The 16,150-nt window shown below is 63.4% G+C and carries 11 protein-coding genes; all 11 read left to right on the forward strand.

What is annotated here, in order from left to right; translation table 11 throughout:
• Positions 1-3: 3 nt before the first annotated feature.
• The 11 genes from ODI_RS09440 to ODI_RS09490 all read left to right on the forward strand — a co-directional run bounded on the left by ODI_RS09440 (position 4) and on the right by ODI_RS09490 (position 15,316).
• Entirely contained in the window at positions 4-591 is a 588-nt protein-coding gene (locus ODI_RS09440; protein WP_067753092.1) for a hypothetical protein, read from the forward strand.
• Positions 591-3,152: a hypothetical protein gene (locus tag ODI_RS09445; protein ID WP_067753095.1), complete on the forward strand. Its 2,562-nt coding sequence runs from the start codon at positions 591-593 to the stop codon at positions 3,150-3,152. Before ODI_RS09440 ends, ODI_RS09445 begins: the two co-directional genes overlap by 1 nt.
• The gene (locus tag ODI_RS09450) at positions 3,149-3,574 is read left to right on the forward strand and encodes a hypothetical protein (RefSeq protein ID WP_067753098.1); all 426 of its coding nucleotides are present in this window, start codon (positions 3,149-3,151) and stop codon (positions 3,572-3,574) included. The genes ODI_RS09445 and ODI_RS09450 overlap by 4 nt, the downstream gene beginning before the upstream one ends.
• Positions 3,574-4,182, forward strand: a complete 609-nt coding sequence (locus ODI_RS09455) for a virion core protein, T7 gp14 family (protein WP_067753101.1) — start codon at positions 3,574-3,576, stop codon at positions 4,180-4,182. The genes ODI_RS09450 and ODI_RS09455 overlap by 1 nt, the downstream gene beginning before the upstream one ends.
• Position 4,183: 1 nt before the next feature.
• Positions 4,184-6,613: a hypothetical protein gene (locus ODI_RS22450; protein ID WP_067753104.1), complete on the forward strand. Its 2,430-nt coding sequence runs from the start codon at positions 4,184-4,186 to the stop codon at positions 6,611-6,613.
• Positions 6,610-9,081, forward strand: coding sequence for a lytic transglycosylase domain-containing protein (locus tag ODI_RS09465; protein WP_067753107.1), 2,472 nt, complete (start codon positions 6,610-6,612; stop codon positions 9,079-9,081). The genes ODI_RS22450 and ODI_RS09465 overlap by 4 nt, the downstream gene beginning before the upstream one ends.
• The gene (locus ODI_RS09470) at positions 9,081-11,648 is read left to right on the forward strand and encodes a hypothetical protein (RefSeq protein WP_067753110.1); all 2,568 of its coding nucleotides are present in this window, start codon (positions 9,081-9,083) and stop codon (positions 11,646-11,648) included. The genes ODI_RS09465 and ODI_RS09470 overlap by 1 nt, the downstream gene beginning before the upstream one ends.
• A 68-nt stretch (positions 11,649-11,716) precedes the next feature.
• The gene (locus tag ODI_RS09475) at positions 11,717-13,945 is read left to right on the forward strand and encodes a right-handed parallel beta-helix repeat-containing protein (RefSeq protein ID WP_082985282.1); all 2,229 of its coding nucleotides are present in this window, start codon (positions 11,717-11,719) and stop codon (positions 13,943-13,945) included.
• Positions 13,946-13,992: 47 nt separating this feature from the next.
• Positions 13,993-14,331 (forward strand): hypothetical protein, encoded by a 339-nt coding sequence (locus ODI_RS09480; RefSeq protein ID WP_067753117.1) that lies wholly within the window; start codon positions 13,993-13,995, stop codon positions 14,329-14,331.
• Complete coding sequence (locus ODI_RS09485) at positions 14,328-15,026, forward strand: hypothetical protein (RefSeq protein WP_067753120.1); 699 nt, start codon at positions 14,328-14,330, stop codon at positions 15,024-15,026. Before ODI_RS09480 ends, ODI_RS09485 begins: the two co-directional genes overlap by 4 nt.
• Positions 15,023-15,316, forward strand: a complete 294-nt coding sequence (locus ODI_RS09490; protein WP_067753123.1) for a hypothetical protein — start codon at positions 15,023-15,025, stop codon at positions 15,314-15,316. Before ODI_RS09485 ends, ODI_RS09490 begins: the two co-directional genes overlap by 4 nt.
• Positions 15,317-16,150 lie beyond the last annotated feature (834 nt).

A 16,150-nucleotide genomic window follows, 5' to 3' on the forward strand; every position in this document is an offset into this window, starting at 1 on the left:
CCCATGGCCGTCTCGCGAGTAGACATCGCCAATCGCGCCCTCACCAAGCTTGGTGCAGGGCGCGTGATCGCTTTGGACGACGACAACCAGAAGTCCAACACGATCTCGTCTATGTTCGACATCCTTCGAGATGCCGAGTTGCGCGCGAACATCTGGCACTTTTCCAAGGCTCGTGCCGTACTGCCGGCATTGGCGGACAAGCCGCTGTTCGGATTCTCGCGCCAGTTTCAACTGCCTGCCGACTTCCTGCGCCTGATCCAGATCGGTGGCCGTCGTTGCAATCCTCGCCCGGAGGTGGATGGCTGGTATAGCTTGGAAGAGGGGCGAATCCTCATCAGCCAAGATGGTCCGCTGAGAATCCGCTATGTGAAGCGAGTGGAGGATGTGACGCTTTTCGACGCGCTCTTTGTCGAGGCGTTTGCGTGTCGGCTGGCGATGGAGTCCGCGGAGACGCTGACGAATTCCGGCACGAAGCGGCAATTGGCCCAAGGGGAGTACCAGCAGGCCATGGCCCAGGCTCGTCGCATGAATGCCATTGAGCGCCCGGTGGTGACCACAGCGGATGACACTTGGCTTGAGGCGCGTCGCTGATGGCTAAGGAAGCCCCGATCCTGCAGACGTTCGACGGCGGGGAGCTTTCTCCACGCCTTGGCGGGCGTACGGACCTGGCCAAGTATTTCAATGGCTGCAGTGTCTTGGAGAACTTCCTGCCGACGGTACAGGGTCCGGCCGTCCGCAGGGGCGGTACGCAGTACATCGCCAGAGCGAAGCCGGGTGGCGGGCGGGTTTGGTTGGTCAGGTTCCAGGTGTCTGAGCGGATATCTTACATGCTGGAGTTCGGGCATCTTTACATCCGCTTCTATGTCAATCGTGGGCAACTGGTGGTGGGGGGCGTCCCTGTCGAGGTGGTGTCGCCGTACACCTCGGCCGATCTGACCTCTATCGATGGGACTTGCGCTATCCGCGTGGCGCAGAGTGCCGACACCATGTACATCTTCCACCGCGGCCACCAGCCAAGGAAGCTCCTGCGCACCGGAGCCGAGTCGTTCTCTCTGGTGGCGGCGTCATTCACTGAAGGCCCGTTCGATGATGTGAACCCCAACAAGGCCATCACCGTGACGTCCAGTGGTGTCTCTGGTGCGGTCGCGCTCACCGCAAGCCAGAGCATTTTCCAGGCCGGGCATGTGGGTACGTTGTTCTACCTGGAGACGGCGGATTTGTCTGCCGTGCGGCCCTGGGCCGTCTACCAGGAGGTAGGGTTGGGAGATCGCCGCCGGGTGGACAACCGCGTTTACCAGTGCACCGCAGTAGGTGGTGCCAACGCTGTCACAGGTAACCAGACCCCGATCCACACTGACGGTAAAGCATGGGACGGCGACGGCGTAGATATCGACAATGACCAGCGAGGGCCTATCGGCGTTGAATGGCAGTACATCCATGCTGGTTATGGAATCGTTCGGATCGACGCTGTGTCCAGCGGGTCGGTGGCTACTGGCACGGTCGTGCTGACTTTGCCCACGGAGGTGATGCCGGGCGGCGGGTCGTCCACAACGGTGACAGATTTCCCCATTGCATCAATGTCCGCATCTTCCGCGCCGAACTGGATGCGTGTGAGCGCGCCGGGTCACCCTTTTATTGTGGGCGATCCTGTAGTGATCACCGGCACGAATTTCACCGCTTCTGGTCAGCCGAACGTTCAGCGCAATGGTTCTTTCGTCGTGATGGCGACGACGGCCAACACATACGATGTCACGGTAGCGCCGCCGGCAAGTCCCTATGCGTATGACCCGGCAGCGAGCGGTAGCGCGCGGCGCACGATCTCTGTGGTGTATCCGTCGCACACGCCGTCCTGGAAATGGGCGTTCTCCCTGTTTTCCAGCGTGAACGGATGGCCGGAGCATGGTGCCTTCTGGCGCCAGCGGTTGTCTTTGGTGTCGGGCCGAAAGGTGGCCCTCTCCGTCACTGGGGACTTTGAGAACTTCGCCGGTAAGATCGGCGGCGAGGTGACTACCGACTCTGCCATCGTGCAGACCTTGAATGCGCGCCAGATCAATCGAGTTGTCTGGGTGGTGGAGTCTGACGAACTGATCCTTGGTACCGATGGCGACGAGTGGCTGATTGGCCCGATTCAGCCCAACCAGGCTGTCGGGCCGGCCAACGTCCGCGCCGAGCGTCGGACGTTCTATGGCTCGCGCTCCATCCAGCCTGCCGAGGTAGGGGGGCGAGTATTGTTTGTCCAGGCATCTGGCCAGCGCATGCGCGACTACCAGTACGACTACAACACGAACAACTATGCCTCTGCCGACACCACTAAGTTGGCAGATCATATTCTGGTGCAAGGCGCGGTTGACCTGACCTACCAGCAGGAACCGGACTCGATTATCTGGGCAGCAAGGGCGGACGGCATGCTGGTCGGGTGCACCTATGACCAGGAGCCCGGCCGCAGCGACGTCTACGCATGGCATCCGCATCCGATGACCAATGGATTTGTCGAGGCGGTCGAGACAATGCCTGCACCTGATGGCGGATCCGATGAGTTGTGGGTGGTCGTGCGTCGGGAAATCAATGGCGAGACTGTGCGCTACGTCGAACTGCTCCGCGCGCCGCTCGGCGACCAAGAGGATCAGGCCGAGGCGTTCTACGTCGATTCCGGCTTGACCTACCGTGGCGCACCCACGATGAGTATCAGTGGGCTAGGCCACTTGGAGGGGCAAACGGTCCAGATACTGACGGATGGCGCTGCTCATCCTGACAGGGTTGTGGAGGGTGGACAGATTACGCTGCAGATCGAGGCGTCCGTGGTTCACGCCGGGCTGCCTGCTCCATGCGCTATGGCCACCATGAGCATCGAGGCGGGCGCGTCCAATGGCACCGCCCAGGCCAAGAAGAAGCGCCTGACGAATGTCTCGGTTCGCATGCATCGCAGCTTGGGGGGAAATCTCGGACCGGAGCGCGACGAAACTGAGACGATGGATTTCCGCCGGCCAAGTCAGCCCATGGGCGCGGCCCCTCCTTTGTTCTCGGGTGATTATTCCGTCTCCTGGCGCGGCGGGTACGAGGGCATTGCCAAGATTTGGTACACGAACAATCAGCCCCTGCCAGCCACGATTTTGGCATTCATGCCGGTGGTCTCCACCAACGACGACCGATGAAGATCGTCCGCCTGACCCCGGAACATATCCTGGCCGTCCAGCTGCAGCCGGCTCAGGCCTTCGCCCACGCATTGGTCGATCTAAAGAATGCGCAGGATCTTGCGGACTCACCTGGTGTAGCGTGGTCCGCAGTGGAGGGCGGCGAGGTAATCGCTTGCGCCGGAATCCTGGAACTGCATGCTGAGCGTGGCATGGCTTGGGCCATGCTCAGTGAGCGGGCACTGAGGCAATTCAAGACCATCCACCGCGTTGTGTCGCAGGTGGTGGATGCCGCGCCATGGCGTCGGGTTGAAATGGCGGTTGATGCTCGACACGCCACTGCGTGCGCGTGGGCTGAGAGATTGGGCTTCAAGCGTGAAGGCCACATGCAGGCATATACCGCAGACGGGCGGGATTGTTTTCTCTATGCAAGGGTGAAGTAATGGATCCGATCTCAGCTTTCCTGGTGGCGAATGCCGGCCCTATCGCGTTGGCCTCAGGCGGTATCGGTGCCCTGGGGGCGATCACAGGAGGCGACCAGCAGGCAGCCAGTTATCGGCAACAGGCTGACGCTGCTGAGCGAAACGCCCAGTTGGCAAACATCCAGGCCCGCCAGGCGTATGACGCTGGCCTGCAGAACGAACTGAGCCAGCGACGCACGGCCGGCCAGCAGCAGTCCGACGTTCGCGCCGCGGTGGCTGAGTCTGGGTTCGACGCCAATAGCGGCACGGCCCTGGCACTGCAATCCCAGTCCGCGCGGGACATGGAGCTGGATGCCTTGCAGACGCGATACCAGACATTGCTCCAAGGTGGCGCCTACGAGCAGCAGGCGCAGATGGATCGGTACGCTGCAAGAACTCTGCGCAGTTCTGCCAGGGGGGCACGCCGCGCTGGCATGATTGGCGCGGCCACCAGCATACTGGGCTCGGCCGCCTCCTATGGCATCGGCTCGGCTGCCCGCGGCGCAGCTACCGCCGCGGGCTCTGGCGTGCGGGCTGGCGGCGGATTGGGTCTACGCGTTGGCCCTGTCTCGCAGTATTGGGGATCCTGATATGGCGACCCGCATTCCCATCCCTCAATTTCAGCAGCGCCAGCAGACTCCTATCGGCATGCCTGTGGCGCGAACGCCTATGGTGGCGGTTGATGATCCGACTGGCCGGGCGCTGGCATCGGCCGGCAACACCCTAGGGCAGATCGGTGATGCGGCTCAGCGCGTCCAGCGCGAGCAGTCCATTGCCTGGGTATCGAAGGCGTCGAGCGATGACCAGATAAAGTGGCTGCAGCGGATGACTGAGTTGCAGGACACGGCCCAGCCAGGCGCACCGGACTTCACTCCCAAGTTCCTGGAGGAATTCGATACCTACGCGTCCGAGGCTGTGCAGAACGCCCCGCCCGAGGCTCGCAATGCATACCGAGAGTCGCTGACCCGCCAGCGGACCTACTTCGGCCAGAACGCCGTGACGTTCCAGGCGACACGGGAGCGAGAGCACACGGTGTCGCAGTACCAGGGCGGACTGGAGTCGGACGCCGCGGCGATTGCGCTGGACCCCAGCCTTTATGGTGAGCGCCGCGCCTTTCGCTTGGCAGCTCTTGGGGAATCCTCCCTGCCGTCGCAGGTCCGGGCGAAGCTGACCACGGAATCCGAGGCCGCTATGGCCTTTGCCGCTGGCGCCGCCACCATCGACCGTGATCCGCATGGCGCCGTCTCGGCAATCAATGCAGCGGCCCAGGGACAAGTGACGACTGGCTATGAATGGGTTGGTCGGCTGGACGCCGACCGCCTGCTGCAACTGCGCACGCGCGCTCATACCCAAGCCGACCGCATCGACAACCGTGCGAGGGTGGAACAGGACCGTTCGTTGGCACGGGCGCAGCGCGCTATCGGTGAACTGGATAAGCAGGTGGCCACTGGCGTCCCTGCCCGAACCGACGACATGCTGCGCTGGGCTGGCATGGTGGCAGGCACCGAGTACGAAGGTGCGTATCGCGACATGATGAAGGGTCAGGAGGAGGTGCAGCAGGTTCTGCGCATGCCGATTCCTGAGCAGGCCGCATTCATCCAGCGCCGCCGGCAGGATCAACAGCGTGCCGGTGCTAGCACGACCGACGTGGCGAACCTGGACCGGCTGTCCCGTGCCGTCGAATCCAACACCAAGATGCTGCGTGAGTCGCCGCTTGCTTGGGTGGAAAATCGCGCCGCCCAAGAAATACCCCGGCTGCAACCTGCTGCACTCTCTGAGCCGGGCGGCTCGGCTGTCATCGGCCAGGTGTTGCGAGGCCGCGGTGACGTGATTCGCGGCCTGCGTCGCGCCAACCCTGATGGTTTGGTGCAAATGCGGCCGCTCTTTGCTGACGAGGCGCAGCAAATCTCCAACACATTCCAGCAGGGCGGCGCGCGACAGAAGCGAGAATTGCTCGGGAATCTGTTCTGGGCATCGGATGGGCCCGATCTGTACCAGGGAGTTATCGATCAGGTTGAGGGGCTGTCGCCCTTCATGGGCAGGCTGGGCCGCCTGGCTGGCAGCTACGAGTCCGCGAAGCTGACCAATAACTGGTTCAGCGCCGATGTCGTCCAGTCTGCTGGTGATGCCGCCGCTCTCGCCATCCACGGCGACGAGATCCTGCGCAACGGCGGCAAGGACGGCACGATAAGCTACCCAGTGCCCAAGGACACGGAATTCACCCAGGCCATACAGGATCGGGTAGGCAGTCTGTACCGAGGCGCAGCGCCGGGCGACAGTGGTGCCCAGGAATTCATGCAGGACGCATATGCGGTCAAGGCCTATTACGTTGGCAAGGCGGCACAGGAAGGTGACCTGGCAGCGGATGTCAATACAGACCGGCTCGATCAGGCTATTATTGCTGTGCTCGGGCAGCCTGTGAATTTCCACGGTAACGGTCAGGTGCTGGCGCCTTGGGGGTTGAATGAAGCGGACTTCAGATCCCGTGCCAATCGGGCGATCTTCCAAGAGTTCGAAGCGCGCGGGCTCCAGGATCAAATGGGCCGATCCATGGGAAATGTGGGTCTGTTTGGCGTTGGTGCCGGAACCTATGCCGTGACGCTGGGCGGGACGCCTGTGCGAGATCCGCGGACTGGTGAGCCGGTCATCATCACCATGACGCCGGATGCAGATCAAGGGCGCGACGCCTTCGGTGGCAGGCTGGCCGACCAGATCCCGGGGGCGAGTGGTAGCGATGGAATGCTGGAATCGGGAAACATTGACCTGAATGCCAGGCCCGTGGTTCGAAACCCGGATGGGAGCATCAGCACGGTGCGCAGCATGTCGATCGAAGAAGACGGCCAAGAGGTTCTGATTCCGACCGTGAGCGAAGATGGCAAGGTGCTGGACGACGACTCGGCAGTGTCGCAGTATCGGCGCACTGGCCGCCACCTTGGCCGCTTCTCATCGCCGGAGGCGGCGACTCGGTATGCGGAACAACTTCACCGAGACCAGGAGCGCCAGTACGGGGGTCGTCAATGATGGCCGTAGATCCTCGCCGCCTACAGGCAGCCAGAGAGGCCGCGCGCACGCCAGGGCAGATATTCGGTGATGCAGAGCCCGGCGCTCTGTCCGGGTCGCTTTCAGCGATCCCGCAGGGCGTCGTCACGGGCGTTGCCCAGGTGGAAGGTGTATTGGCTGGCGCGGCAGCGGCCACCATTCAACCGGTATACGACGCCCTTGAGACGGCTACGGGCGTGACACCCTGGAATCCCTTCGCCTCCCTGCGCGACCAGGCTGATGTGTGGGCACAGCAATACCGCCCCGATCCACTCTCAACCGGCATGGCGGGACAGGTCATGTTCGACGTCGGCAGGGTGCTGACTCAGGTTGGCGTCGGCGCGGCAGCGACAGCGGCGACGGGCGGCGCCGGCGGTTCGGCGCTTCTGGGCGGGGCGGTTGTCGCCGGCGGCTCCACAGGCCGCGCCACCGCGCTGGAAATGCAGGAGCGCGGCGCGGACGTATCCACGGCGGTGAACGCCGGATTCATTGATGCGCTCACCGTGGGCGGCGGCGTGCTGCTGCCTGGCGCCATCGGTTATCAAAGCCTTGCGGCCCCGCTGGCAGCGACAGGGGCGGGGCTGAGCCGTGGCGCCTACTACGGCGCCAACGTTGCCTATGGTGTTGGCGCGAACGTCGCTTTGGGCGTGGCGCAGCGCGGCGCTACCCATGACCTGCTGGAATCTGGCGGGTACACGGCGATGGCGAAGCAGTATGCGCCGCTCGATGCCGCGGCAATCACCGCCGAGGGTGTGCTGGGTGGGGTGTTCAGCGCCATTGGCGCCAGGGCAGGCCTGCCGATGCGCGCCGGCCCGACCGTGGACGCAGCCCTGGCGGCACGCGACGCCAAGCATTCGGCTGTCGATACGTCGCCTGGCGTGCCGGCAGACCAGGAAACGGCAGGGGCGCATGGACGTGCGCTCGACAGTGCCATCCGTGCGCTGCTCGATGGCCGTCCCGTGGACGTATCCCAGACGGGGGCGGTCGATGGTCAGTACATCATGGGCCGTCGCAGCCAGGCAGTCATTGATGCTGCGCGAGACGAGTACGGCCTGGATATTCCGGCGTCTGCTCGCTATACGCCCAGCACCAGACTGGCTGATCTCCCGTCCTCCCAGCGGACCGCGCTGCGCTATGACGCCCCGGAACTGAACGAGTACGCAGCCCAGGTCGAGCAGCAATACGGACTGCCAGCAGGACTCATCAACGGCCTGAAGAACGCCGGGGAGCGCAGCAACAGCAATCAGGTCAGCCCGGCCGGCGCCAGCGGTGTTATGCAGTTCATGCCGGAGAACCTGCGCAAGTACGGCGTGACGGATGCCAGCGACCCCGTGCAGATGATCGACGCCGCAGGGCGGTATCTGCGTGACACCATGCGCCAGTATGGCGGCGATGTGGATGCGGTGATCGCGGACTACAACGGCGGCCCGCGCCAGGCCCGCGAGGTGCTGGCCGGCCGGCAGCCCAAGGCGCGCGAGACGCGCGAGTACCTGGCGCGGGTCCGGCAATGGCTCGGGCGAGATATGCCCGAGGCCGGGCAGGCGCTGCCCGTGGCCCGCGCCGCTGCTGGCGACGTGGCCGAGATCCCCGCTATCCCCGCCGAGCGCGCCCGGGTAGCGTCCTCCATCGAGCGGGAACTGGCCGCAGCCGAAGGCGAGCGCGCAGACCTAATCGCAAAGGCTGGCGGGGAAGCCGAGATTGGCCAAGTGACGGAAATCCGCGCGGAGTTGGTGGAGCTGCAAGCCCAGCGCGCGGATATCGGATCGGACGCATCGCTGCGAGAACTAGCCAAGAAAATTCAGGCCACGCCGCGCACAAGCTACAAAGAAGCGCTGAGCCAGGCACGTCGGCAGCGCTCGGCTGAGATCCAGGCCTTGGATGGCCGGATCGAGAGGCTGGAAGGGGCGCTGTCGCAGAACCGCACAGCAGCCCAGGCCGCCCAACGACTGGCCGTTCTGGATGACGAGATTGGAAACCTGCAGGCCAACCGTGCGGCCGTACAGGAACCGGCGGCCTTGCCGACCATGACCAATGTGTCGGTGCGCAGCGCTTTGGGTGAACTCGGCTTGTCCGACCCGCAGACGGCTCCCATCGATGCTGGGCGTCCGGCGGGGTCGAATCCGATGGCGCGCGCCCCGGCGCCGCCCCGACAGGCGGTGGCGAGGCCCGCTCGCGCTGAGGGTGAGGCTGCCGGTTCGCCGGCCCGCCAAGAGGGGGATGGGGGCGAGGCTCGGTCCAATGCGCAGCCTTTCGATGACCCGGAAACCCAGGCTGGCTTGTCGTTGCTGGATGAACAGGGCGATATCGTCGTGCCGGTTCAGGGTGCTGACGGCGAAACCATCAACGTGTCCCTGCGCCAGGCTCTGGCCGATGCGGATGCGGAACTGCAATACGGCCGACCTGAGGCATTCAATGCCGCCGTGGTCTGCGCTATGACGAGGGGTGCGTAATGCGCGCGGAATGTATTGAGGCAGTCTCCCAGGCGCTGGGCCGGTCGATTACGCAGGCCGAGGCCCAGAACATCGAGAACCGGATTACCCAGGCTATGCGCCGGCTGGCCGCCGAAGATCGGCAGAACTGGCTGGCTATGTCTCAGGGCGACCGGTTCACTGCGGCAGCCGAGAAGGCAGCGCAGGATGTGGCTGCCGATGCTGCTCTCAAGCGCCGCCGGGTGGCGTTGACAGCGCTTCGTCATGACGCCGTGAAAAGCTACCTCGATAGCCCGCAGGCACAGAGCCTGAAGGGTGGCCAGATCGAGGCGTTGCGCCGCATGCTGGCCTTCTACAGCGACGGACGCAGCGGCACGATCTCAATTGAAAGCACGGCGTCCGCCATCCGCAACGAAGCCATCGGCCAGATGGTGGATGTGTTCGACGTAACTCGCGGCAAGGTGCTGGGACTCTTCACCAATCAGGAGGGGGTTGCGAACCTGGTCCGCGAGCTGCGCGGCCAGGATTCCGGCAGCCCGGAAGCGAAGGCCGCGGCGCGCTCGTTCCAGGACGTGGCCGAGCGACTGCGCCAGCGCTTCAACCGGGCCGGCGGCGACGTCGGGCGCCTGGAAGACTGGGGCATGCCGCAGTCCCATAGTCAGCAACTGGTGGCCCGCGCAGGCAGAGAAACCTGGACGAATGACGTGCTGGGTTCGGTGGACAGGGATCGCTACACCAATCCGGACGGTTCCCTCATGACGGACGCGGAGCTGACGGAGTTCCTGGGGAATGCCTGGACGACCGTCGCTACGAATGGGGCGAACAAGCTGGAGCCTGGCCGACCGGCGGGCAATGGAATGCGCGCCAACCGTGGCAGCGCCGAGCGCCAGATCCATTTCCGGGATGCCGAGGCGTACTTGGCCTACCAGCAGAAGTACAGCGACACGCCCATGCTCCAGACGCTGCTGAGCCACGTCGACCGCATGGCGCGGGACGTCGCGCTGGTGGAGTCCCTGGGGCCAAACCCCAACCTGATGATGCGCTACTGGACAGACGCCGCGCGCCGGCAGATGACGGAGGCGGCACCTGGCCGGGCAGATGCAATCGAGGCCGAGACGTCGAAGCTGGAGACGCTCTACAACGAAGTGTCAGGGGCGCAGAAAACGGTGGGCAGCGTGCGCGTGGCCGAGGGTTTCGACACCTATCGCTCCCTGAATGTGGCATCACGACTTGGCTCTGCGGCGATCACTGCGGTGACGGACATCGGGACGCAGGCGCTCACGTCCATCTACAACGGGATGCCGGTCACTCAGGTATTCATGAACGAGTTGCGCTCGCTTAACCCGGCTTCGGCCGTCGACCGGCGGCAAGCGCTGCGGGCTGGTCTGGGCGTTCAGCAGTTCATCGGCGCGGTGAACCGGTGGGGTGTGGATGGTCTGGCGCAGGATGCTCAGGTGTCGGGGCGAATTGCCCGCTACGCCCAAGGCATGGCGGCTGGAGTCATGAAGCTGTCTGGCATGAACGCGTTGACCGGGGCCGGCCAGCAGGCTTTTGGCACGGTGATGATGGATAGCCTGGGCAGCCTAACGCGCGGGGCCGGAATGCTGGACGACCTTGCAAAGGCGGGTGGCGGTGATGGTCGACTAGCCCGTCGGCTCCAATCCTACGGAATCAGCGATTCCGATTTCGACGTTTGGAAGCTGGCCAATCCAGAGGACTGGAGGGGGCTTGGGGATACCGTCCTGACGGCGGAGAGCATTTATCGCCTGCCGGATGCGGCACTGGCGCCACTGGCCGCGCAGCAGCGCACCACTCCTACCGCCTTGCGCGAGCGCGCGGCAACCCGCCTGATGGCCGTGGTGGAGGCCGAGACGAGCATGGCTGTGATCGAGCCGGGCGCTCGGGAGAGGGCGGCGATCTACGGCAGCTTCAACCAGCGCCGCGGCAATCTACCCAGCGAGCTGTACCGCTCGGCGCTTCAGTTCAAGAGCTTCCCCATCGCCATGATGATGCGGCACGGTGCCCGGGCGATGGGTCAGCAGACTGGGTGGGGAAAGGCCGGCTATGTGGCCGGCCTCGTTGGGCTGACGACCGTGATGGGCGGGATCGCCCTTCAACTGAACGAGGTCGCCAGCGGCCGAGACCCGCGCGACATGACCGACCCGCGTTTCGTGGGCGCTGCCTTCATGAAGGGTGGGGCGCTCGGGATCTACGGAGATTTCCTGTTTGCGGACTACACACGGCAGGGCGGCAGTCTTGCTGGCGTAGTGGGCGGCCCGATCCTGGGGGACGTTGAAACCCTGTTCCGGGCGACGATGGGCAACGTCCAGCGTGCCAGCGAAGGCAAGGAAGGCTCGGGCGTGGCCGCTGTCCAGCTTCTCAAGGGCAAGGTTCCGCTCGCCAACCTCTGGTACACAAAGGCGGCGACGGACCGGCTGATCTTTAACCAGCTTCAGGAACTGGCGTCTCCCGGCTACACCCGTCGTATGGAACAGCGGGCGCGCAAGGAGTTCAAGCAGGGGTATTGGGCATCACCTGACGGGCGCCGCATTCGCGCGCCGGATCTAGGAGCGGCTGTCGGCGAATAGCCATCTTCGCAGAACTCTGCGCGCGCGCGCGACGAAAGTAGGGCGCAATCCGTCCCAGGTTGCGCGCCATGACCGTTTCGTCCGAAATCTCCCGTGTTCGATATGACACCGATGGTGTCTCCCAGTCTTTTACGGTCCCGTTTCGTTTTCTGGAGAATGATCATCTTCGGGTGACGCTATCTGATGGCGGAGTGGAGACCGTACTTACCCTTGGCACGGATTACTCAGTATCGGGGGCGGGCCAGCAATCTGGGGGAACCGTTACTACCTCATTGGTTCTGGCTCTGGGGCAAGGGCTGGCCATTGAGCGCATAGTCCCCATTACCCAGGAGACCGCTTATCAGCGAAATGACCCTTTCCCTGAGCGAGCACACGAGCAAGCGCTAGACAAACTGACAATGATCTGCCAGATGATCGCGGCAGTTTTCGGTATTACGCCTGGAGCCGAAGTCCGAGCGCTTCTACTCGGGGCGGCTGACATTGACGGGCAGGGCGCCTATCGTGCGCGTGGCAACCGCATCCAGGATTTGGGCGAGCCCCTCGAAACCACGGACGCCGCGCGACTGCAGGACATCATCACCCGCCTTGCCGACCTAGCCACGGACGACTCCGGGCAATTCGTAGTCGAGCGCCTGGCGGATACTGTCGCTCCAGAGAACGGCGCATCAATGGTAGGTTACAGGCAGACTGGCCCGCGCGCGCGGACGCGCCGTGTCATCGATCCACTTCGGGAGACCGCCAGTATCCTCGACTACAAGCTGGCCAACGACGTTGATGATACGGCCGCGCTACAGGCGCTTGTTGACTCTCACCTCTTCGGGCATATGGTCGGCCCTGAACAGGTCTACGTCATCAGCGATGCGATCCGCCTTCGCAATGGGCAGCGGCTGGACTTCCGTGGCGCTACCGTCGTGCAGACCGCCAGCCAAACGCCCATCTTCGATGGAGACGATACCGAGTTTGTGTCCATCTTCGGAGGACGATTCCGGGGCGCCAAGGATTTCATCAACAGCCCGTCCGCCCTCGACATCGGTATCAAAGCCGAGCGTGCCGCCATGCTCAACATCACGGGGTGTCATTTCGAGGACTTCGGCTATGCCGCAGTTCGTTCGTTCCTAGGCGGGGAGGGCATTTCTATCGCTCAGTGTCGGGTGCGGGGATTCGCCGACGAGTTGGGGACTACCGACCGGAACAACTCAGGGTTTGTGATTGGCGGTGATGGCATTCAGATTCACGGGTGCCGGATCACCAACACATCGCAGGGGCTGATTGTGGTTGAGCGAGCGTCCAATGTCTCGATCGCTTCAAACGTTATTACCGACATTCCCGTGGAGCATGGCATCTACATGGATACCGGGATTCAGAACGTTGCCGTCACGGGCAACGTCATTTCCCGCTGCGCCCATAACGGGATGAAATTTCAGTGGTATGACAATTCGAGTCCCGGCACTCCGGTTCCGAAGAACGTCACCATCAGCGGGAACACCATCGAGATTTGCGAAGAAGATGGGATCCAGGTTTTGAACAGTCAACCTACGCTTGCGCTGCCAGTGCGAGCATCCGGGATCACCATTACGGGGAACACAGTCCGCCAAGTTTCCCAGGATCTGATCAACGTTCGGTATGCGGACGACGTGACGATCAGCGGAAACGTGACCCGGCTGTCAGGGCGTTACGGGATCGCCATGACAAATTTGTCGCGCGCGACCGTGAGCGGGAATACCGTAGTCGAAGCTTACGAAAACGGCATTGCCCATTTCGGATCGGATGCAGGTGGGAGTCAGATCACAGTGAACGGAAATCAGGTCGTGGATTGCGGCTCGATCTACCCAACGTCACTGAATGAACGAGGCAGCGGCATTTTTATTGCCGGTTCGGTCTTCGCTTCCGTGTATGACAACCGCGTCATCAGTACCACGCTGGTAATGGGCTTTGGCGTTCAAATTGCATCGACTGTTGCGGGGTCCGCGACCATCATCTGTCACAACAATCACATCTACGGTAACCGCACGAACGCCGGTGTTTCCTTACCCGCTGGCACAACGTCTGTAGGGTATCTCGGGGACAACTCTGCGCGAGGTCAATCCACGAACAACGGGACCGCAAATGGCCCAGCGTTCTACCAGGGGAATCCTGGCAACCAGTACTACGGCACTGGCGTCCCCACTACGGGCACTTGGCGAGGCGGCGATGAATTGCGGGTCCTTGACCCGGCACCGGGCCAGCCATGGGGCTACCGCTGCACCACGGGCGGCACGCCTGGAGTGTGGAAATCAATGGGGAATTTGGCGGCCTAGTATATGCATCATTTCTTGAAGCCTACCCTCGTAGATATGGAGAAGCCATGACGCCACCGATTGCAGATCATTCTGGGGCGCAGGGCCATCGTTCAAGCGGTTGGCGCTTCGACCGCACGCTGAACATCCCCACCATTGCGACCGTCCTGGCCATGTTCATTTCCGTGGTCGGCTTTGCGATCAACGCCAACAGCAAAGCCGACGAAGCGCTGCGCCAGGTGCAGGAAGTGAAGGCCGCGCAGGTGGCCCAATCCACGGCGGCGAGCACGCAGACCAGCGCGCTGCGCACCGAGATTCGCGCCGACCTGCGCGACGTTAACCAGAAGCTCGACCAGTTGATGTTCCGCCTGGGTGGGCAGGCCAACATGAAGGAATGGACGCGATGAGCAAGACCACGCCGCGGGGAATCCGCAATAAAAATCCCGGAAATCTGGAATGGGGCGACCCCTGGCAGGGCTTGGACGCCGCAGGCAAGGGCCAGGACAGTCGGTTTGCCGTGTTCACGGCGCCGGCCTGGGGCATCCGGGCGCTGGCTCGGACCCTCATCACCTACCAGGACAAGTACGGCATCAGGACCATCGACGCCGCGATTCGCCGCTGGGCGCCGCCGGTCGAGAACGACACCGGCAGCTACGTGCGAGCCGTGGCCAACGCCGTGGGCGTGTCTCCGGTGGCGCCTGTGAATTTCCACGACCACGACATCCTGCGCCCGCTGGTCGAGGCCATCATCCGGCACGAGAACGGGGCCGGCCCGCTGCGCACGCTCAACACTTGGTACGACGCCACCACGATCGATGAAGGACTGCGGTTGGCCGGCGTGGTGCAGCCCAAGCCCGCTCTGGCCACCGTCGAGGGCGCGGCGGCAGGCACTGCGGTGGCAGCCGGCGGCGCCGCGGCAATTACCGAGGTGGTCGCGCAACTGGCCCCGGCCGTCACCCAGGTGCAGGGCGTGAGCACGGCCACGGCCGGCCTGCCCGGATGGCTGCGCGCCGTCATCGTGTTGCTGACCGTGGCGGCCGTTGTCGCCGCCGGCGTGGTGCTCGTGCAAAAGAGCAAGCGCGCCAAGGCTGTGCAGCAATGATGGCCGCACTGGCCCTCTGGCTGGGCAGAGCCTGGGGCAAGGTGCAAGGCTGGGCCATCGTCGCGCTGGCGCTGCTGGCCGCCGTGGGCGCGGTCTTTCTCAAGGGGCGCCGTGAGGGGCGTGAGCATGCCCAGGCACAGGCGCAGGCCGACAACGCGCGCCGCGACATCGCCGCTCGGGATGAGACGATCCAGGCCGGCCAGGAGAGAGCAGATGTGGAAAATGACATTGCTGGCCGGCCTGCTGGTGACGCTCGCCAGCGGCTGCACGACGATTGGTCGAGAGACTGAGCGTGTGCAGATGGTGCCGGTAGACACGTCTTGCAATTGGGTTCGCCCGATATTCGTAGGAGCGCAGGACTTGTTGTCGGAAGAGACAGCCAAAGCCATTCTCGCTCACAACGAGACAGGAGCAAGGCGCTGCGGTTGGAAGCGACGTCGGTAACTAAGGAGGCCCCATGATCCCTGACATCAACTTCCCAGCTGGAAGCTGGGTTGATCTGTATGCCCTATCAGCAAAGCCAGTGGGCACTCCTTTGCTGGTTACCAACAAAACTGCTTCGCATGTGGTCTTTGTTTGGGAGGGTGCTACGCCTCCAGCCAATCACGTCACGGACGGATTCCCGCTTGAGTCTTATAAAACGGTACGGATTTCTCCGGGTTCCGGTGGATGCTGGGCTTTATCACGGTCAGGGGCCGGACTGCCTCCCGGTCGAGTTCTGATTCAGGAGTGGGAAAATGATTCTGCCGAATGAAATGATCCCTGCTTTACCTGGCCCTCGAGGACTTCGCGGAGAGAACGGAACTGATGGTCAAGACGGCACTGACGGAATTGATGGCGACCAAGGACCGCCTGGCCCGCCTATGACCCCAGGCGCTCCTATCGTTGTTTCCAGCCCGCCCGCCGTGGGTGTTGCGGCTCGCGCCAGTGATACGTCCAAATCTCATTTTCTATCTGTATCACTGCAAACCGCGTTGAGCATCACGGTGGCGGGGACGGTCTCGGATGAACTGGAACTTCGCATTGGTTCGGACGCCACGGTCGCTACCGGAGGCGGCACGAGGGTAGCGTCAGCACGCCAGAGCTTGACTGGAATTCTCGCGACAGTTGGTATAGCCAGTGGG

Source organism: Orrella dioscoreae, from assembly GCF_900089455.2.
In the GTDB taxonomy this organism is placed as follows: Bacteria; Pseudomonadota; Gammaproteobacteria; order Burkholderiales; family Burkholderiaceae_B; genus Orrella; species Orrella dioscoreae.

What these genes read in the sequence shown, in the direction of transcription:
- ODI_RS09440 (WP_067753092.1), top strand. Translation starts at nt 4, where the DNA reads ATGGCCGTCTCGCGAGTAGACATCGCCAATCGCGCCCTCACCAAGCTT.
- ODI_RS09445 (WP_067753095.1), top strand. Translation starts at nt 591, where the DNA reads ATGGCTAAGGAAGCCCCGATCCTGCAGACGTTCGACGGCGGGGAGCTT.
- ODI_RS09450 (WP_067753098.1), top strand. Translation starts at nt 3,149, where the DNA reads ATGAAGATCGTCCGCCTGACCCCGGAACATATCCTGGCCGTCCAGCTG.
- ODI_RS09455 (WP_067753101.1), top strand. Translation starts at nt 3,574, where the DNA reads ATGGATCCGATCTCAGCTTTCCTGGTGGCGAATGCCGGCCCTATCGCG.
- ODI_RS22450 (WP_067753104.1), top strand. Translation starts at nt 4,184, where the DNA reads ATGGCGACCCGCATTCCCATCCCTCAATTTCAGCAGCGCCAGCAGACT.
- ODI_RS09465 (WP_067753107.1), top strand. Translation starts at nt 6,610, where the DNA reads ATGATGGCCGTAGATCCTCGCCGCCTACAGGCAGCCAGAGAGGCCGCG.
- ODI_RS09470 (WP_067753110.1), top strand. Translation starts at nt 9,081, where the DNA reads ATGCGCGCGGAATGTATTGAGGCAGTCTCCCAGGCGCTGGGCCGGTCG.
- ODI_RS09475 (WP_082985282.1), top strand. Translation starts at nt 11,717, where the DNA reads ATGACCGTTTCGTCCGAAATCTCCCGTGTTCGATATGACACCGATGGT.
- ODI_RS09480 (WP_067753117.1), top strand. Translation starts at nt 13,993, where the DNA reads ATGACGCCACCGATTGCAGATCATTCTGGGGCGCAGGGCCATCGTTCA.
- ODI_RS09485 (WP_067753120.1), top strand. Translation starts at nt 14,328, where the DNA reads ATGAGCAAGACCACGCCGCGGGGAATCCGCAATAAAAATCCCGGAAAT.
- ODI_RS09490 (WP_067753123.1), top strand. Translation starts at nt 15,023, where the DNA reads ATGATGGCCGCACTGGCCCTCTGGCTGGGCAGAGCCTGGGGCAAGGTG.